This is a genomic window from Burkholderia sp. L-4, assembly GCF_056856535.1.
Genome location: NZ_JBXEOX010000003.1, coordinates 910,561 through 927,750, shown reverse-complemented (window position 1 = coordinate 927,750; position 17,190 = coordinate 910,561). Strand labels below are relative to the sequence as shown.

The window sequence follows — 17,190 nt, the reverse complement described above, 5'->3', positions numbered from 1 at the left end:
GGCAAGGTGCCCGCGGGGAGGGCGGGCATCGTGTCGCGCCGCGTCGCACGCGGAATGTGCGTTCGTCGTCCGGGACGAAGCGCTTCCGGCGACCGAGGATAGACGACTGGACAGTCGGGCGAGCCGGGCCGTCCGATCCGGGCGGCATTCTGTCCGTTTCGGGCGGGGTCGGCGGAGCGCGCGATGTGCCGGAGGCCGGCGAGGGCGTTCGCAGCGTACGGTCCAGGCGCGGCCGTCACGGCTGAAACGCGAATCGCCCGCACAAGAACGGCGAATACAGTTCGATCGCCTCCTGAATCGGCACGTGGCGCCCGTATGCGGCGGCCGACACGGCCAGCAGCGAGCCGACGACGAGCGCGCGATAGCGTGCGTCGACACGCGGCGTGCCGTGTCGCCACACGAATGCCAGCGCGACCGCCGAGCCGACGAGCCAGCCGGCGACGACTTCCGATGGCGTGTGCGCGTCGTCGAACACGCGCGCGATGCCGATCAGCGCGCCGAGCGCGAGCCCGAGCCCTAGCGGCAGCGCTCGCGACGCGCTCGCCCGCGGTTGCATGCCACCGCTCAGTGCCAGCACGCACACCATCGGCCAGACTGCTGACGCGAGCATCGTATGCCCGCTGATCACACGAAAATGTATCGGGCGGATCTGGATACCGCAGCCGGCGTACAGCATTTTGGTCGCGCCGACGAGCGCCATGCCGGCCGCGAGCATCAGCGCCCACGACGCCGCGCGATGCCGTCCGGCCGTCGAGCGCACGAGCCACGCGATGCATACGACGGCCAGCGGCAGCGTCAGCGCCGCGTCGCCGAGATCGCTGACGGCGGCCCACATGATCGGATTCGTGATGGCCGCGCCGTCAGGCGGCCAGCAGCGCAGACATGCGGGTGGCCAGATAGCTTTCGAAATCCGCGGCCACTTCGGGGTGCCGCAGCGCGAACTCGACCGTCGCCTTCAGATACCCGAGCTTGCTGCCGCAATCGAAACGCGTGCCGTCGTAGCGATGGGCAAGCACCTGCTCGTCGGACAGCAGCGACTGGATCGCGTCCGTCAACTGCAGCTCGCCGCCGGCACCGGGCCGTAGCGCGCGCAGATGCTCGAACACCTTCGGCTTCAGCACGTAACGGCCGACCACGCCGAAATTCGACGGCGCCTGCGCCGGCTCCGGCTTCTCGACGATGCGGGACAGCTTGAACAGGTTGTCCTCCCAGCGCTTGCCTTCGATCACGCCGTACGACTTCGATGCGTCGGGCGCGATTTCCTCCACGCCGATCACCGACGCGTGATAGTGATCGAACACGTCGATCATCTGGCGCAGCACCGGCGTCGGGCCGTCGAGCAGGTCGTCCGCGAGGATCACGGCGAACGGCTGGTCGCCGACCAGTTTCTCCGCGCACAGCACGGCATGGCCGAGCCCCAGCGCTTCGGCCTGGCGCACGTAGAAACAGTCGACGTGGCTCGGCTTGATGCCGCGAACCAGCGACAGCAGCTTTTCCTTGCCGCGCGCTTCGAGCTCGGCCTCGATCTCATAGGATTTGTCGAAGTGGTCTTCGATCGCGCGCTTGCTGCGGCCGGTCACGAAAATCATTTCGGTGATGCCCGCGTCGATCGCTTCCTCGACCGCATATTGAATCAGCGGCTTGTCTACGACGGGCAACATTTCTTTCGGGCTGGCTTTGGTCGCCGGCAGAAATCGCGTGCCGAGACCGGCAACCGGAAATACGGCTTTCGTCACTTTCAACATGATTTTCGAATTCCATCCGTTCAGGATCAGGCATCAACAATGCCGAGGGTAACCGGCGATGCGTGCATGCAATCGTCGCGCGCCGGTGCCATATCGTTCGCGCAGCCGGACTCGCGCGTCGTTCGACCATCGTATGAGTGTTCGCGTTTCGAGTGGAGACCGAATCTAGGCTGAATCCGACAGCGATGAATGGTGAATCGCGAATTGCGATTGCCGAATTCGAATATGTCTGATGCCATCTAGGAATTGTCGGCATGACGTCGATCGCATGACATAGATTCAGGCATCCATTACTGGACGGCCGGTCTCGGCGCCGCGCGTGCGGCATGCGACGATCGCCGTCGGCTCAGGAGCAGTCATGACCGAACGGGGCGATATCTTCGATGCAATTGCGGAATTCAACCGCGCGTATCTCGTGCTCGCGCAGCGCATATTGCGGATCGACTACGAACAGGGCAAGCGGCAATTGGGTATCTCGGATGAAATCGCCGCATCGATCGACGCGTTGACGCTGGATCAGATCGATGAACTCGCGGCCGGCGGCGAACTGGTTTGTGAATTTCGCGCAGAAAACGCGCCGGGCCGCGCTTGATCCGTTTTCAGGCTTTATCGAATGGATGTTCCGGTCGCGCCGTTTCACGAGATCGCATCGTCGCGGCCGTTCGTTTTTTTCACCAACAGAATGTGGAGAAGTTGCATGCCCGGTTATCGCGAATTGAAGGCGCAAGCCGATGAACTGATGAAGCAGGTCGAGGAAGCCCGGCTCGCCGAACTGGAGGCCGTCATACAGGAGATTCGCACTCGGGTCGCCGAATATGGCCTGACCGCCGGACAGATATTCGGGCGCCGCGGCGGCGCGTCGAAAGCGGCGCCGCGAAAGCGCGCGTCGGCGCCGCGCTATCGCGACCCGAAGACCGGCGCGACGTGGAGCGGGCGCGGGCGCGAGCCGGCCTGGATCAAAGGCGGCCGTCGCGACCGGTTCCTGATCGAGCGCAGTGCCGGTTGAGCGTGAAGACTTTCGACTTCCGCTTCGCGGCGGCGGAGCAGTCGCTTGCGAAGTGTTGGCCCGGGGATTCCGAGACGTATGCATAGGAGACCGGCGTTGCCGGTCTTCTGATACATGCTGTCATCGAATATTTGAACACCGGCCTTGGCGGTGTTCGCGCTCGCGTCACCTGCTGAGTGCGAATTCGCAGGACAGGATTGTTTTTCCCGATCACAATCAGTCTTCCTGTGTCAGCCGAAACAAGACGCCAGCGATAGCGCGAATCTTGGACTGTGCGGCTAGCTGGAATGGATAGGCGACGAAGTACGACAGGTGCGACCGCCATAAGCCGCTCACTCAGAGACTCGAACCCGTCTCCCGCCAGGAAAATAAGCGATACAAATCAATAACCGGAAAGCTACGAGTTCGCGTCGCGGTGATGGCTGTCGAAAATCCGCCTTGCTTCTCGGAAGCGGTCCGCATTCTCGGCGATCCAGGTCCACGGCGGGACCACGCGAACGAGCAGGTCCATGCCCATGTCGGATAACTCGTATTCGACTCTAGCGGGCACCTCATCGAAATCGTGACGGAGCACAAGACCGTCACGTTCGAGTTGTCGTAACGTGCGCGTCAACATCCGCTGAGTCACCCCGTGCATGCGCCTGCCGTACACGCCGAGCGTGTGAAAGCAATGCGGCAGCTGCCAGGAGTGGCTTGTCGGCGGTCGCTGACGGCGCGGAGGATGAGATAACGGGTTAGGGGCGGCATCAGCCGGTCCGACGCTACCGCGATGCCATTCGACCGGGTTCGGCCAGACCCGGCTCTTGGACAAGCAATGCCGAATCGTTGACAATTCGCTTTCTCACATTGGACTTACCACTGCCGAGATAATATGCGCATCAACGTTGCAGTCTCCGATCGCACCGCCCAGTATCAAACAATTGCGCTGATACTGGTCTCGATGTTTTGTTTTGCGGTCGTCGATGCACTGGGCAAAGCGGTAGCCCGCAACTATCCAGCTAACGAGGTGACATTCTTCCGAATGCTGTTCGGGATTGTGCCGGCTGTTCTCGCCAGTCTTCATGGTGGTTCGCTTGGCCCTCGGATCCGAAGGATCGACCTTCGCGGACAGACAATTCGTGCACTCACGCTTCTCGGTGCCTCAGGACTCTTTTTCGCGGGCTTGCCGTATCTGCCGTTGAGCGAGGCAGTGGCAATCGTCTATTCGGAGGCTATTTTTGTTGTTGTCCTCGCCCCTTTCTTGCTTGGGGAACGCTTACTCGCGCGAAATGCCGTTGCCGCGTCCGTAGGCTTTGTCGGGGTCCTTCTAGTAGTCCGACCTCAGGGCAGCTTGTCGAACTTCCTTGGCCCCGGTCTGTTGCTACTGAGCGCTTTGTGCGGTGCTCTTTCTATGATTCAGATTCGCAAGCTCAAAGCTGGCGATGACTCAAGCATTACGGTGCTTTTCTTCACAGCCTTCGGGACTGCCGTTACGGGTGTTTCTTTATTGTTTGCCTGGAGGACTCCGACACTCAAAGACTTATTTATCTTAGTGCTGCTTGCAATATTTGCGACAGTCGGCCAGATTTTATTTACGGTGGCAGTCCGGCGTGACAGCGCTGCGAAACTGGCGCCCTACACTTACACAAGTATCATTTGGGCAACGCTTTTCGGCTTCTTCGTATGGGGCGAAAAGCTAGATGTCGTTCCAGTCGTCGGAATCATTGGGATTGTCGGGAGTGCAATCGCTGTCGCCATCCGGGAAGAGCCACCGGAGGGACCCGCAGTCTAGTCTGACAAGCAGGCTTGGCTGTGATTGGCCGATACGAGTCGATGCACACGTGACAGAACTGTGTCGACCGCGAACGACCGGGATCGAGGAAATTGAAGGCCCCCTATGGGTCGGCTACAGCCGATCGTGTTGGGCGGAAACCGGCCAAACGCGGAAGTTCGCTATGTCAACGTCAACGTCCGATGCAGCCTGCCAAGAGAAGTTGAGCTCGAGCCATCCGGCGTCCTGTCAGGATAAGTGCATTATCCGAATCATTGAACAAGATTAACGCGCGAACGGACGCCGTTAGCCGTATCTGCGAACTTCAACACCCGCCGCGCGGCTAGCCGGATCGGCAATGCTGGCGTCGTGACAGCTTGACCGGCCCAATGCGATCGAGTTCGAGGCGTCAGATGACCGACGCCTGCAAACGCCTCACTCGAACGTGATGAACTGTGCCGACGACCATACCTTGCTGTCGTTGCGCTGCCGCCCGAAGAAATAGACGGGGCGATACCCGAACGATGCGTTGTCGGGCGCCACGTCGATGCTGCCCGCGAGATCGACGGGCAGCGGCTTGTCTGTCAGCCGTTCGACCGCGACGAAAAGCTCCGTGCCGCCGAGTGCGTGTGTCGCCGATTCGCGCGCGAGCAACTCCGCGCCGCTGATTTCGAAGCGGAACGCAGGGGCGTGTACGAACGGATTGCGTTCCAGCGGGTCGCCGACCTTCGCGAAGCTGTCGATCGTGCCCTCGACCACGATCGTCGCGGCGGCGAGATTGCCGACGTCGAGTTCGATGCTGTCCGCGTCGCCGTAGGTGTCGCTGCGGAACTCGATGTCGGTCGCGCCGGTGCGCCATGCCGACTCCTCGACATGCTCGAACCCGTTCGACCCGAAACGGTGAATCGTGCCGTTGACGATCCGGATCCGGCCGCGCCACGCAGCCCAGCGATAGCGGTCGCGGATGCGTGCACCGCCCCAGCGGACCCGGACCAGCCGCTCCGCGTAGCCGAGTTCCGCGTGCAGGTTGCGTTCCCACAGCAAGCCATCGTGATCATACGCGGCCACGTATTCCCAGCCCGACTGGCCGAGCAGCCGATAGTCGAGCCGCGCGGGGCCTTCGTGCGCAAACGCGTCGCCTTGCCGGTGATCGCCGCAGCGCACCAGCAGCGCACTGTGCTCGCCGGTCGTCGCCCACGTGCGGCGCGCGCGCAGCGCTGCGCCGACGTGCTTTCGATCGAGCCCGGGCGCCAGCACGCCCGTCAGCCCGCCATGCACGCCGAAGACCTGCACGCCGGGTGCGCCGCCGCCGGGCCGGCCGCGATGTTCGTCGCCGCTGGCCGCGACGCCGAGCTGATAACCCCGTGCGATCACGTCCTGGTACAGCCAGCCGAAATGGCCCCACGACGATGCGATCTCGACGAGCCGCTCGAGCTCCGGATGATGCCAGTCGGGGATATAACGACGACCGCCCACGTGCGGCATGACCAGATGTTGCGCGGCATTGTCCGCATACGCATCCCACAGTTCCTCGACGGGCCAGCGGCCGAGTTCGACCGCATGACCCTTCATGTCTTCGTTCCAGACCAGCGTGCGATTGTGCTCGCCGCGCGCGTTGTACGGGAAATCCGGTTGGTCGTCGCCGAGGAACACCACGTTGTGGTCGCCCCCTGCCGTCGAGCTGCCGCACCATTCCTGCACCGGATACACGACAAACCGGCCCGGTTCGTTGAAGCGCTCGACCGCGTCGACGCCGAGCCGCCAGTTCTCGTCGGTGATCTGGAAGTCGTTCGCGGTGTAGCCGAGCACGTCGATACCGCCGATGTCGCGTGCGTAGCGCGCGTTGTACTCCGGACTGTTGGTACCGACGGTGTCATGTGCGTGCACGTGAAGGTCCGCATACAGCGCCCGCGGCACGGGCAGCGACGCGTCGACCGTCAGCCACGCTTCGGCCGCACGCACGTCCGGGTGCCCCGGTACGTCGGCGACGATGCGCAGCGTGCCCGCGTCGACCGGCAGGTCGTCCACCGCACAACTCGCAAAGCCTGTATCGGGCAGCGCGTGTTCGCGCCGGTAAACGATCTCGCCGCGGGCATCGTACGCGACGACCCTGGCATGACCGCCGACATCGCGGCACGCGTTGCCCCAGCGGTCCTGAAGCGACAGCCGGAACGGTGCGCGCGTGCCGGGCTGCACGAAGCGCGGGCCGTTCAGCAGCACGTCGGACGGCGCACCGGCACGGATGTCGATCGACACGTCGCCGGGCACGGCGACGAAGCGCGACGTGCCGAGCGGGTCGACGTAGAGCCGGAAGCGGAAGTTGTCTTCGGCGAAGGTCTGCACGCGCGTGCCGGGGCCGCGGCGGCGGTCGCCAAGACGGATCACGATCCGGTCGCCGGCATTCACGTAGCCGTCGACGATGTCGACGATCACGGCCTTCTGGAACGGCCGCTCATGCCCCTTCTGATCGAAGCGCACGTTCAGCGCCTGCACGGTGGCCGGGCTCTGGCCCGGCACGAGCGGCGCCGCGTGGTACTCGGCGCTGATGTAGTTCGCGGCGCTCGGGTCGCTCGTCTGGAACAGCGCCCAGTCGGAATAGAACTTGAAGGTCGCCTTTAGCCAGCCGCCGTCGGCGATGCCGGACGAGCCGACTTCGTAGTCGAGCACGATTTCGCTCCACTCGCCGGCTTCGAGCCGCGTCACGTTGCATTGCACGCGTCCGGCGAACGGCAGGCGTTTGTGGCGTTCGTAGAGCCCGTCGGGCGCAACGTGCGGGCCCAGGCGGTCGCGCAGCGCGGCGGCGCGTGCGTCAATGGTATCGATGGCGTCGTGGGATGCGTTCATTGTGGAATGCAAATTGATGTCGAGGGAAGGCGGCGCGCGTCAATGCGCGAACGGCCAGGGCGCGCTCGCGTCCCACACGGGAATGCCCATGTACGCGTACCACGGTGCGATCACGCAGAGGCCGTAGACGATCGCGATCAGCACCGACACCGCGCCGACCTTCGCATAATCGGCCGTCGAGAACGCGCCGCTGCTGTACGCGATGACGCCGGCGGTGATCTGCGTCGGCAGCAGATAGGCGAAGCTGTCGGTATCGCTGACGAGCATTGTGAACGCGACCGGATGCAGCCCGAGGCGCGGTGCGAGCGCGAGCGCGATCGGCGCGATCATCGTGACGGCCGCGACGTTGGACAGCATGCCGATACGGATCACGTGCGTGCCGAGCATCACGATCGCGATGGCGAGCCACCAGCCGTGCCCGCGCGCGGCGACGTAGACGTGATCGGCGGCCCAGCTTGCGAGCCCCGACGCACTGATCGCCGACGACAGCGACAACGCACCGGCGAGCAGGAACAGCGTGCCCCAGATCGTGCGCTGTTCGACTTCGGCCCAGCCGAAGCGCAGCACGCCGGGCGCGAACAGCAGCGCCAGCGCGATCAGCGCGACGATTTCCGACGGCAGGTGATGCAGCGGCTCGGTCGCCCACAACACGGCGACGGCCGCGAACAGTGCGAGTATGGCCCAGTCGTTGCGCGCCGCGGGTGGTTGCGTCCCGCGCATCGCCGCGATCGCGCCGGGGCCGCCCGGAATCGCGACGGCGCGCGAGCGGAAATGGAATTGCACCCAGGCTTGCGTGATCGCGAACATCCCGAGGTACGGCCACTGCAGCTTCAGCCACGTCAGGTACGAGATCCGGATGCCGAGCTGTTTCTCGAGCAAGCCGGACACGACCATGTTCGGCAGATGAGCCGTCAGGATGCACATGCCGCTGATCATCGCGCCGTACACGAGCGTCTGGATCACGATCGCCTTGCGTGCCGCGCGTTCGCGCGGCGATTCGCCGAACAGCCGGACGATGCCGTTCGTGACCGGCAGCAGCGTTGCGGCACGTGCATTCGCGGCCGGTACGACGAGCGCCATCACGCAGTTCACCGCGAACATTGCCCAGATCACGCCGTTGGCCGTGCGCACCTTCAGCTGGTCGAGCAGCAGCAGCGCGACGCGGCGGTCGAGCCCGCTTGCCTGCATGATCGCGGAAAACAGGAACGCGGCGAGGCAGAGGAACACGACCGGCGCGGCGAAGCCGCTGGCCGCCTTCGGGAACGACGGGCTCGCGTGCGACAGCACGAGCAGCATCGGCAGCAGGATGCCGCTTACGCCGACGGGAATGGCTTCGGTGATCCATACGATCGCGACCCAGGCGACGACGGCAAGCGTCGCCTTCCCTTCGGCCGACAGATGCGCAGGCGCGGGCAGCCACCATGCGATCGCGAAGAACGCGAGCCACGCGGTGGTGAAGCCGATCGCCGCACGCCACCGTGCACCGCGCGACCGACCCGTCGCGTGCGGATCGATGCGCGGCGCAATGGCCGGTTCGGTTCGTGTCGGTCGGCTGGCCTGCGCGCCATCGAGCGGCGGCGTGCCGATTGCGTTTTCAGTCACTGGTATGCTCCCCGGGCGTCGGGACCGCGAAACGCGGCCCCCGAACGTCTGTCGAGATGTGATAATACGTATTAATACAAGTTGGGCGTTCCAATTGCTTTTCATATCGATATCGGGAGACGCGCATAGCGCGGGCCCAGCACGACGAGGAAGGACCAGATGACGCTGGTGCGTGACGACACGACATCGCTTTACGAGCAGCTTGCGACGACACTGCGCGACGAGATCGAACGCGGTGTGTACGAGCCGAGCGGCAAGCTGCCTTCGGAGGCACAGTTGAGCGAGCGTTTTCAGGTCAGCCGCGTGACCGTCAGGCTCGCGCTCGATCGGCTGAGCGACGCGCGCATCGTCGAGCGCAAGCAGGGCAAAGGGACGTTCGCCGCGAAGCAGCGGCTGCGGCATCGGCTCGACGTGCTGCGCGGGCTCCACGATTCGATCGCCGATCAGGGCGCCCGCGCCCGGATGACGTTGCTGCGGTTCGAGGCATGCGACGTGCCGCCGGGCCTGCGCCACGTCTTTGCCGACGACGTCGCGCGTTGCGTCTATCTTGAACGCGTGCATTGGGTCGACGACGAGCCGATCGCGCTCGCGCAGACCTGCCTGCTGCCCGACGCCGCGACCGTCACCTTCGAGCAGGCCGAGCGGATGTCGACCTACGAGGTGCTGGAAAGCGTGCTTGGCTGGCGCATGACGGACGCCGACATGTCGGTCACGGCCGTGGGGGCGCCCGAAGACGTTGCGGAGCGCCTCCGGGTCGGCGCGCATTCGCCGCTACTCGTGCTGCGGCGCACGTCGCGCCTGGCGGACGGCCGTACCTGCGAATCGACGGTGTTCCACATTCGGCCGGAGCGTTTCGACCTCCTCGTGCACAGCGGGGTGGAGGCTAGATTCGTCGGCTGACGGGGTATGCGGCCGCCCGTTCACTGGCCGCGTTGCGCGACACGCACTAGATTCGTTATTTGCGCGCGGCAGCGAAGCATCACCGCAATCGGAATTTTGGGGGCGCTCGAGGTTGACTATGATCAAGCCGCTTGGGCGGATGCCGGTATCGTCAACCGTTCCTCTCGCGCACGGACCATGGGCGACCGCACAGATTCCCCTCCGCTCATTGCGTTGCCAGAAAGCGAGCATCGCCCCCTTTCGGTGCGCGCGCGATCGCATCAATCTCGTCCGCGTGCGCCTGCCGCCGCTGCGCGAGTGGCCGCAGCCGATATCGTCAGAGGGCACGATCCATGCGCTGCAAGCGCACTCTTGGCCCGGTAATGTCCGCGAGCTGGAAAACGTCATGCACCTGGCGCCGCTCGTATCGAACGGCAACCGGATTCGCCCGGAGCACCTGAAGTTCCCGGAGGCGTTCGAGCATTGCCGGTTCAGCCAGGTGCGCACCGCCCCCGATCGGCCCCGTATGCGCGAGCAGCGATCTTTATCACCGCAGCAGATAAACGTATCCGAATCGCTTCGTTGACGCGTGCCGGCAAGGCCTCGTAGATTCGCGTTTTGACCGAATCAGAGGCCGTGCCGTGACGACTACCGCCATCCGCGATGCCGCAACGCTTTCCGCCGGGCATCCCGCCTTGCGGCCGGACGGCGCGGCGCAGCATTTCGACATCGTGCCGTTCGACGCGCCGCTCGGCGCCGAGGTCATCGGCCTCGACCTGTCGAAACCGCTCGACGCCGACGATTTCGCGCGCATCCATCGCGCGCATCTCGATCACCACGTGCTGGTGTTTCGCGATCAGCGCATCACGCCGGACGAGCACATCGCGTTCAGCCGCCGCTTCGGCCCGCTGCAGATTCACGTGCTCCATCAGTTCGCGCTGGCCGGCCACCCGGAAGTGCTGATCGTGTCGAACATCGTCGAGAACGGCAAACCGGTCGGGCTCGGCGACGCCGGCCATTTCTGGCATTCCGACCTGTCGTACAAGGAAAAACCGAGCCTCGGCTCGCTGCTGCACGCGCAGGAACTGCCGGCGGAAGGCGGCGACACGCTGTTCGCGAACATGCATCTCGCGTGGGACACGCTGCCGGCTCACTTGCGTCGCGCGGTCGAAGGGCGGCGCGCCGAGCATACGTATCTCGCGCGTTATGCGGAACTGCAGGCGCGCAGCCCGTGGCGGCCGAACCTGTCGCCCGAGCAGATCGCGCAGGTCGCGGCGGTCGTTCATCCGGTCGTGCGCACGCATCCGGAAACGGGCCGCAAGGCGCTGTTCGTCAGCGAGCATTTCACGACGAGCATCGTCGGGCTGCCCGACGACGAAAGCCGCGCGCTGCTCGACGAACTGTTCGCGCACAGCGTACGCACCGAGCACCTGTATCGGCACGCATGGCGCGACCACGATCTGGTGTTCTGGGACAACCGTTCGCTGATGCATCTTGCCGCCGGCACGCCCGACCACCTGCGCCGCAAGCTGTACCGCACGACGATCGAAGGCGACGCGCCTTTCTGAGCCGCGCGCCGCGTCATTCATTCCTGCCTCATCCCGACCGGAGTTCCGATGTCGTTTTCGTTCTTGCCGGCGCGTCGCGCGCTGGCGGCCACGCTCACCGCCGCGCTCGCCTTCGCGGGCGCGGTGATCCCGCAAGCCGCGCAGGCGGAGGGCCGCATCCGCATCGCCGAGCAGTTCGGCGTCGTCTACCTGATGCTGAACGTCGCGCGCGACCAGCAACTGATCGAGAAGGAAGGGCGCAAGGCCGGCCTCGACATCAAGGTCGACTGGGTGCGGTTGTCGGGCGGCGCGGCCGTCAACGACGCGCTGCTGTCCGGCGCGGTGGACATCGCGGGCGCGGGCGTCGGCCCGCTCCTGACCGTGTGGGACCGCACGCGCGGCCGGCAGAACGTGAAGGGCGTCGCGTCGCTCGGCAATTTTCCGTACTACCTCGTGAGCAGCAACCCGAACGTGAAGACGATCGCCGACCTGAGCGCGAAGGACCGCATCGCGGTGCCGGCGGTCGGCGTGTCGGTGCAGTCGCGTGTGCTGCAGTACGCGGCCGCGAAGCAGTGGGGCGACAAGCAGTTCGACAAGCTCGACCCGCTCACGCAGGCGATTCCGCATCCCGACGCGACGGCCGCGATTCTCGCGAACAGCAACGTGATCACCGGCCACTTCGGCAATCCGCCGTTCCAGGAGCAGGAACTTGCCGGCAACCCGAACGCGCACATCGTGCTGAATTCGTACGACGTGCTCGGCGGCCCGAGTTCCGCGACGGTGCTGTACGCGACCGAGAAATTCCGCGACGACAACCCGAAGACCTATCGTGCGTTCGTCGCCGCGCTGGCCGACGCCGCACGGCAGATCGCGGCCGATCCGGAGCGCGCGGCCGACACCTATATTCGCGTGAACGGTTCGAAGATCGATCGCGCACTGCTGCTGAAGATCCTGCGCAATCCGCAGGTGCAGTTCAAGACCGCGCCGCAGAACACGCTGCCGCTCGCGCAGTTCATGCATCGCACCGGCGCGATCCGCAACGAGCCGAAGTCGTGGCGCGACTACTTCTTCGACGATCCCGCGACCGCCGGCGGTAGTTGAGCGGAGTCGACGCTGCGACGCCGCGATCGACGCTTATGCGTCGGCGCGGTTTCGATATGCGCAATCGATGGTTGGTCCGCGCGACGCCCGGCCGTATGTTGATGTTTTTCCCGCAAGAGATTCGATCGTGAACGCCACTTCTCCCCGAACCTGGTTGCCGCCGTATGCGGCACGCGGCGGCGCGTCGCCGGTCGCATCCGCCGCCCCCGATACAGGCGCCGCCGGGCAGCCGGCAGGGGATGCCGCGCAGGCCGGTGCGCACAGCGAACGCCTGCTGGCCATCGACCAGGTCAGCCTCGAATACCGCAGCGGCGCGCGGATCGTGCGCGCGACGCATCAGGTGAGCTTCGACGTGTACGGCAGCGACCGCTTCGTGCTGCTCGGCCCGTCGGGATGCGGGAAGTCGACGCTGCTGAAGGCAATCGCCGGCTTCATCGAGCCGGTCTCGGGTTCGATCGCGCTCGACGGCCGGCCCGTGCGCGGGCCGGGGCCCGACCGCGTCGTCGTGTTCCAGGAATTCGACCAGTTGCCGCCGTGGAAGACGGTCGTCGAGAACGTCGCGTTTCCGTTGCGTGTCGCCGCCAAGCTGTCGCGCGCCGAAGCACGCGAGCGCGCGCTGCACTATCTCGACAAGGTCGGCCTGGGCGCGTTTGCCGACGCCTATCCGCATACGTTATCGGGCGGCATGAAACAGCGCGTCGCGATCGCGCGGGCGCTGGCGATGCAGCCGCGCGTGCTGCTGATGGACGAACCGTTCGCCGCGCTCGATGCGCTCACGCGCCGCAAGATGCAGGAGGAACTGCTGCGGCTGTGGGACGAATTCCGCTTCACGCTGTTGTTCGTCACGCATTCGATCGAGGAGGCGCTCGTGGTCGGCAACCGGATTCTGCTGCTGTCGCCGCACCCGGGCCGCGTGCGCGCGGAACTCAACAGTCACGAGCATTCGCTCGACAACGTCGACACCGGCGACTTCCGCGACAACGTCGCACGGATCCATCGCCTGCTATTCGACACCGACGCCCCCCATGTACCGACGACGGAGGACGCCGCATCATGAGTACGATCGATCCGGTCCTGCCGCCGCTGCCGCCCGTGCGCGACGAATACACCCGCACGCTCGTCACGCCGCCCGAAGCCGAGCGCGCGGCGCCGGCACCGCTGCTGCGCCGCATCGCCGGGGCCGCGTGGTTTCGCCGCGGCGTCATCGCGCTCGTGCTGATCGCCGCATGGGAGATCGTCGCGCGCATCGTCGCGAACGATCTGCTCGTCCCGACCTTCGGTGCGACGCTGGCCGCATTCGTGCAAGGCATCGAGTCGGGCGAACTGCTGGTCAAGACCGGCATCTCGATGTCGGTGCTGCTGCGCGGCTATGCGCTGGGCGTGCTGCTGGCGTTCGCGCTGACGTCGCTTGCCGTGTCCACGCGCATCGGCCGCGATCTGCTGACGATGCTCACGTCGATGTTCAATCCGCTGCCGTCCATTGCGTTGTTGCCGATCGCGCTGCTGTGGTTCGGGCTCGGCACCGGCAGCCTGCTGTTCGTGCTCGTGCACGCGGTGCTGTGGCCGCTCGCGCTGAGCATGTATACCGGCTTCGCCGGCGTACCGGTCACGCTGAAAATGGCCGGGCGCAACTACGGGCTCACGGGCCTGCGCCAGATCGCGCTGATTCTCGTGCCTGCCGCGCTGCCGTCGATCCTGTCGGGGTTGCGCGTCGGCTGGGCATTCGCGTGGCGCACGCTGATCGCGGCCGAGCTCGTGTTCGGCGCGAGCGCGGGCCAGGGCGGGCTCGGCTGGTACATCTTCCAGAACCGCAACGAGCTGTATACGGATCGCGTGTTCGCGGGCCTCGCGGCCGTCATCGTGATCGGGCTGCTGGTCGAGAACCTCGTGTTCGATACGCTCGAACGCGCGACCGTGCGGCGCTGGGGCATTCAGCACTGAGCATTGATGCGTCCGGACGCGATCAATTCCGGCGCATGCGAAACGTAAGCTGAAGCCGGTTTTTCGCGCGCGGCGGGGTGCCCGATACTTGCGGACGGCGCGTCACGTACGCCGGGTAACGGATACCGCGTCGCGCGCCGCCGCCGCGATTTTCCCCGATCTACCGGAACAGGGACCTGTCGAATGACTGCCCGTGATGCCGTCGATCCGCGCGACGCGCGCGGGTGCACTGCCCGATGCGGCGGCAAGCGGAGCGAGACGGGTCATAGCTTGCCCGGCCTGGGGTCGGGCACGAAGCCGTCGCGGTTCGGCATCTTCACGCGCGGCAGCGTGCGCGCGTCGAGCCGGGCGTCGCCGGGCACGATGCCGTTCAGGTGGAGGACGTACGCGGTGACCGCGTAGACGTCGTCCGCGCTCAGCGATTGCGGCGCGTTGTACGGCATTGCCCGGCGAATATAGTCGAACAGCGTCGTCGCGTAGGGCCAGTAGCTGCCGACCGTCTTTTTGGGCTTCGCGCTCGCGAGCGAGCCGATGCCGCCCACGAGCGGATCGCCGACACCGCCTTCGCCGCCGGCGCCGTGACACATCGCGCATTTGTCGGCGAACACGTGGCCGCCGCGTGCGACCGTGCCCGCGCCGGGTGGCAGGCCGGTGCCGTCCGGCGCGACGTCGATGTCCCACGCGGCGAGCGCCGCGCGATCGACCGGCTGTCCGAGGCCGAAGCCGGCGCCGAACGCGCCCGACGTCATCGCGCAGCTCGCCAGCAGGCAAATGAGCACCTTACGCATTGCGCACCTCGCCGTCCGTGCCCACGCGCCAATTCTGGATGCCGTTGTAGTGGTACTGCGAGTTCAGGCCGCGTGCGGCGACGAGCGCGTCTCGGGTCGGCTGCACGTAGCCGGTTTCGTCGGTTGCCCGGCTTTGCAGGTCGGCCGGCTCGCCGCGCCATACCCAGTCGGCCTCGAAGCGTGTCAACGCACGATCGCGTACGTCGCCGGCGAGCCGTGCGGGTTGCCACGTGCGACCGCCGTCGGTCGACACGTCGACGGCGCGAATCCGGCCGCGGCCCGACCACGCGTAGCCGCTGATCGGGTAATAGCCGTGCGCGGCGAGCCGATGGCCGGCCGACGGCCGCGTGATCACCGATTTCGCGTCCATCTCGAACACGAACTGGCGCGCGCAGCCGTCGGGCAGCAGATTCGTGTATTTCGACGTTTCCTCGCGCGTCATCTCGGGCGCACGCACCAGCTTCAGCCGTCGCAGCCACTTGATGTTCGTGTTGCCTTCGAAACCCGGCACGATCAGCCGCACCGGGTAGCCGTTCTCGGGGCGCAGCCGTTCGCCGTTCTGCGCATAGACGACCAGCGCGCGCTCGAGGATCCGGTCGAGCGGCAGGCTGCGCGTCATCGCCGCGCCGTCCGCGCCTTCGGCGAGCAGCCAGCGTGCGTCGGGATCGATTCCCGTCTCGTCGAGCAGCGTCGACAGCCGGACGCCGGTCCATTCGCAGCACGACAGCAAGCCGTGCGTGAACTGGACCGGCAGCCCGCTCGGGCCGTTCCATTCGCTGCCCGTGTTACCCGAGCATTCCAGGAAGTGGATCCGCGATTCGGACGGAAAACGCAGCAGGTCGTCGAGCGTGAAGACGCGCGGCTCGCGCACGAGGCCGTGCACGACGACCCGATGGCGTTGCGCATCGATGTCCGGCACGCCCGCGTGATGACGCTCGTAGACGAGCCCGTTCGGCGTGATGTCGCCGAACAGGTCGGCGAGCGGCGTCATCGACGAGCCGGAACCGGGCAGCGCAGGCGTGCGGGCGCTGCGGCGAATCACGTCGTGCTCGTGCTGCCCCGGCACGCCGTAGGGTGGCGACAGCAGTGGCGCACCGGGCGCACGCGTCCATGGCGGCACCTCGAGCGGCTGGCTCGCGAGCGCGCTGCCGGCAGGCAGCATCGCAGCCGCCCAGCCGCCGGCGAGCTGGCGCAGCGCGGCGCGCCGGCCGGGGCGCGAAGCGCGGGGAGGAAAGCGGGAATCGGTCATGGTCGGGCACGGGTTGCACGCGGGAGCCGCGCGCGGGGAAACGCACATTTTCGGCAACCGGGCGCGGCGCGGCAAACAACGATTCCCGCTTTGCTTATCGCGACTATTTCGAGGGCGTACAACGCGTGACCGCGGCGGCTGGACGCTGCAACACCATCGCAGGGAGTTGACACGGTTTTCGCGATGCCACGCACGATGACAACCTTATTTTTGTCTACGTCTACGAAGCGCCGAATTGCCGGCCAGCAGACGAGTATGTCGATCCGGGACCGGTTCGGCGGTCGCACATCATCGCCTTCGTGTGGGACGACCTGACGAGCCTCATATGTGACGACCATCGCGGGGGCTTTCACGTGGGGCGGCGTGCGTCAACCGCAAGCGCCGGATGCCCTGGCTGACCGCGGAGCGGGTGACGCCCATCCGGTCTGCCGCCGCGCGGAAATTCCGTTCTTTCGCGGCCGCAGGGAGCAGCGGCAGAAGATTCGGGTCCATATCATTGTCCAGTTACGCTGACCAACCTGTCACAGCAGGCACACGCGACGCAGCGCGACCGTCCTCAGATACAGCGATTTGCCGAGCCACGGCACGAACACATACTCGTCGTATGCGTCGCAGCCGATCAGGATCCAGTGCGACAGAACGTTGGACATGATGGTCTCCTCGAACCCGCTCGCCGCGAGGGGAAGCGGGGCGGCGCGTCACGAGCGCGATCCGTCGTGCCCGCACACGGTATACCCT

General features: G+C 65.9%; 17 protein-coding genes and 1 pseudogene. 9 read left to right on the top strand and 9 right to left on the bottom strand.

Annotated elements, in window-relative coordinates; translation table 11 throughout:
- Nucleotides 1-235 precede the first annotated feature (235 nt).
- Nucleotides 236-835, bottom strand: a complete 600-nt coding sequence (locus tag AC1VVG_RS34665) for a phosphatase PAP2 family protein (protein ID WP_482837614.1) — start codon at nucleotides 833-835, stop codon at nucleotides 236-238.
- Between the two features lie 25 nt (nucleotides 836-860).
- Nucleotides 861-1,745, bottom strand: a complete 885-nt coding sequence (galU, locus tag AC1VVG_RS34660; RefSeq protein WP_034190918.1) for a UTP--glucose-1-phosphate uridylyltransferase GalU — start codon at nucleotides 1,743-1,745, stop codon at nucleotides 861-863.
- 319 nt (nucleotides 1,746-2,064) lie between these two features.
- Between galU and AC1VVG_RS34655 the strand changes: the two genes are divergently transcribed.
- The gene (locus AC1VVG_RS34655) at nucleotides 2,065-2,337 is read left to right on the top strand and encodes a flagellar transcriptional regulator FlhD (RefSeq protein WP_226104033.1); all 273 of its coding nucleotides are present in this window, start codon (nucleotides 2,065-2,067) and stop codon (nucleotides 2,335-2,337) included.
- Nucleotides 2,338-2,442: 105 nt separating this feature from the next.
- The gene (locus AC1VVG_RS34650; RefSeq protein ID WP_034191013.1) at nucleotides 2,443-2,751 is read left to right on the top strand and encodes an H-NS histone family protein; all 309 of its coding nucleotides are present in this window, start codon (nucleotides 2,443-2,445) and stop codon (nucleotides 2,749-2,751) included.
- A 397-nt stretch (nucleotides 2,752-3,148) separates the two neighbouring features.
- On the opposite strand, the pseudogene AC1VVG_RS34645 reads toward AC1VVG_RS34650, so the two are convergent.
- Nucleotides 3,149-3,415: pseudogene (locus AC1VVG_RS34645) on the bottom strand (winged helix-turn-helix transcriptional regulator); the annotation flags it as partial.
- Nucleotides 3,416-3,622: 207 nt separating this feature from the next.
- Between AC1VVG_RS34645 and AC1VVG_RS34640 the strand changes: the two are divergent.
- Nucleotides 3,623-4,522, top strand: coding sequence for a DMT family transporter (locus AC1VVG_RS34640; RefSeq protein ID WP_482837613.1), 900 nt, complete (start codon nucleotides 3,623-3,625; stop codon nucleotides 4,520-4,522).
- A gap of 414 nt (nucleotides 4,523-4,936) precedes the next feature.
- On the opposite strand, the gene AC1VVG_RS34635 is transcribed toward AC1VVG_RS34640, so the two are convergent.
- Together AC1VVG_RS34635 and AC1VVG_RS34630 are read right to left on the bottom strand one after the other, a co-directional pair.
- Complete coding sequence (locus AC1VVG_RS34635) at nucleotides 4,937-7,345, bottom strand: hypothetical protein (RefSeq protein ID WP_482837612.1); 2,409 nt, start codon at nucleotides 7,343-7,345, stop codon at nucleotides 4,937-4,939.
- A 39-nt stretch (nucleotides 7,346-7,384) separates the two neighbouring features.
- Nucleotides 7,385-8,947 (bottom strand): SLC13 family permease, encoded by a 1,563-nt coding sequence (locus AC1VVG_RS34630; RefSeq protein ID WP_482837611.1) that lies wholly within the window; start codon nucleotides 8,945-8,947, stop codon nucleotides 7,385-7,387.
- Between the two features lie 159 nt (nucleotides 8,948-9,106).
- Between AC1VVG_RS34630 and AC1VVG_RS34625 the strand changes: the two genes are divergently transcribed.
- The 6 genes from AC1VVG_RS34625 (at nucleotide 9,107) to AC1VVG_RS34600 (ending at nucleotide 14,415) form a co-directional block, all read left to right on the top strand.
- Nucleotides 9,107-9,847, top strand: coding sequence for a GntR family transcriptional regulator (locus tag AC1VVG_RS34625; RefSeq protein WP_034190923.1), 741 nt, complete (start codon nucleotides 9,107-9,109; stop codon nucleotides 9,845-9,847).
- 118 nt (nucleotides 9,848-9,965) lie between these two features.
- A complete protein-coding gene (locus AC1VVG_RS34620) occupies nucleotides 9,966-10,412 on the top strand; it encodes an AAA-type ATPase lid domain-containing protein (RefSeq protein ID WP_482837610.1) in 447 nt (148 codons plus the stop codon).
- 55 nt (nucleotides 10,413-10,467) lie between these two features.
- On the top strand, nucleotides 10,468-11,394 hold the full coding sequence (locus tag AC1VVG_RS34615) for a TauD/TfdA dioxygenase family protein (protein ID WP_482837609.1): 927 nt from the start codon (nucleotides 10,468-10,470) through the stop codon (nucleotides 11,392-11,394).
- Nucleotides 11,395-11,442: 48 nt separating this feature from the next.
- Nucleotides 11,443-12,474 (top strand): ABC transporter substrate-binding protein, encoded by a 1,032-nt coding sequence (locus AC1VVG_RS34610; RefSeq protein ID WP_124670553.1) that lies wholly within the window; start codon nucleotides 11,443-11,445, stop codon nucleotides 12,472-12,474.
- A gap of 67 nt (nucleotides 12,475-12,541) precedes the next feature.
- Nucleotides 12,542-13,531: an ABC transporter ATP-binding protein gene (locus AC1VVG_RS34605; protein ID WP_059557938.1), complete on the top strand. Its 990-nt coding sequence runs from the start codon at nucleotides 12,542-12,544 to the stop codon at nucleotides 13,529-13,531.
- Nucleotides 13,528-14,415, top strand: coding sequence for an ABC transporter permease (locus tag AC1VVG_RS34600; RefSeq protein ID WP_049036684.1), 888 nt, complete (start codon nucleotides 13,528-13,530; stop codon nucleotides 14,413-14,415). Before AC1VVG_RS34605 ends, AC1VVG_RS34600 begins: the two co-directional genes overlap by 4 nt.
- Nucleotides 14,416-14,678: 263 nt before the next feature.
- Here the strand turns inward: AC1VVG_RS34600 and AC1VVG_RS34595 are convergent, their stop codons facing one another.
- From AC1VVG_RS34595 to AC1VVG_RS34580, 4 genes are all read right to left on the bottom strand, one after another.
- Nucleotides 14,679-15,203 carry a c-type cytochrome gene (locus AC1VVG_RS34595; protein WP_059557936.1) on the bottom strand — a complete coding sequence of 175 codons (525 nt, stop codon included), beginning with the start codon at nucleotides 15,201-15,203 and terminating at the stop codon, nucleotides 14,679-14,681.
- Nucleotides 15,196-16,452, bottom strand: coding sequence for a sulfite dehydrogenase (gene soxC / locus AC1VVG_RS34590; RefSeq protein WP_200086204.1), 1,257 nt, complete (start codon nucleotides 16,450-16,452; stop codon nucleotides 15,196-15,198). Before soxC ends, AC1VVG_RS34595 begins: the two co-directional genes overlap by 8 nt.
- 321 nt (nucleotides 16,453-16,773) lie before the next feature.
- Nucleotides 16,774-16,944: a helix-turn-helix domain-containing protein gene (locus AC1VVG_RS34585; RefSeq protein WP_260435824.1), complete on the bottom strand. Its 171-nt coding sequence runs from the start codon at nucleotides 16,942-16,944 to the stop codon at nucleotides 16,774-16,776.
- A 29-nt stretch (nucleotides 16,945-16,973) separates the two neighbouring features.
- Nucleotides 16,974-17,102 (bottom strand): hypothetical protein, encoded by a 129-nt coding sequence (locus AC1VVG_RS34580; protein ID WP_257786220.1) that lies wholly within the window; start codon nucleotides 17,100-17,102, stop codon nucleotides 16,974-16,976.
- Between the last annotated feature and the right edge of the window lie 88 nt (nucleotides 17,103-17,190).

What these genes read in the sequence shown, in the direction of transcription:
- AC1VVG_RS34665 (WP_482837614.1), bottom strand. Translation starts at nt 835, where the DNA reads ATGTGGGCCGCCGTCAGCGATCTCGGCGACGCGGCGCTGACGCTGCCG.
- galU (WP_034190918.1), bottom strand. Translation starts at nt 1,745, where the DNA reads ATGTTGAAAGTGACGAAAGCCGTATTTCCGGTTGCCGGTCTCGGCACG.
- AC1VVG_RS34650 (WP_034191013.1), top strand. Translation starts at nt 2,443, where the DNA reads ATGCCCGGTTATCGCGAATTGAAGGCGCAAGCCGATGAACTGATGAAG.
- AC1VVG_RS34640 (WP_482837613.1), top strand. Translation starts at nt 3,623, where the DNA reads ATGCGCATCAACGTTGCAGTCTCCGATCGCACCGCCCAGTATCAAACA.
- AC1VVG_RS34635 (WP_482837612.1), bottom strand. Translation starts at nt 7,345, where the DNA reads ATGAACGCATCCCACGACGCCATCGATACCATTGACGCACGCGCCGCC.
- AC1VVG_RS34625 (WP_034190923.1), top strand. Translation starts at nt 9,107, where the DNA reads ATGACGCTGGTGCGTGACGACACGACATCGCTTTACGAGCAGCTTGCG.
- AC1VVG_RS34620 (WP_482837610.1), top strand. Translation starts at nt 9,966, where the DNA reads ATGATCAAGCCGCTTGGGCGGATGCCGGTATCGTCAACCGTTCCTCTC.
- AC1VVG_RS34610 (WP_124670553.1), top strand. Translation starts at nt 11,443, where the DNA reads ATGTCGTTTTCGTTCTTGCCGGCGCGTCGCGCGCTGGCGGCCACGCTC.
- AC1VVG_RS34605 (WP_059557938.1), top strand. Translation starts at nt 12,542, where the DNA reads ATGGTTGGTCCGCGCGACGCCCGGCCGTATGTTGATGTTTTTCCCGCA.
- AC1VVG_RS34600 (WP_049036684.1), top strand. Translation starts at nt 13,528, where the DNA reads ATGAGTACGATCGATCCGGTCCTGCCGCCGCTGCCGCCCGTGCGCGAC.
- AC1VVG_RS34595 (WP_059557936.1), bottom strand. Translation starts at nt 15,203, where the DNA reads ATGCGTAAGGTGCTCATTTGCCTGCTGGCGAGCTGCGCGATGACGTCG.
- soxC (WP_200086204.1), bottom strand. Translation starts at nt 16,452, where the DNA reads ATGACCGATTCCCGCTTTCCTCCCCGCGCTTCGCGCCCCGGCCGGCGC.
- AC1VVG_RS34585 (WP_260435824.1), bottom strand. Translation starts at nt 16,944, where the DNA reads ATGGACCCGAATCTTCTGCCGCTGCTCCCTGCGGCCGCGAAAGAACGG.
- AC1VVG_RS34580 (WP_257786220.1), bottom strand. Translation starts at nt 17,102, where the DNA reads ATGTCCAACGTTCTGTCGCACTGGATCCTGATCGGCTGCGACGCATAC.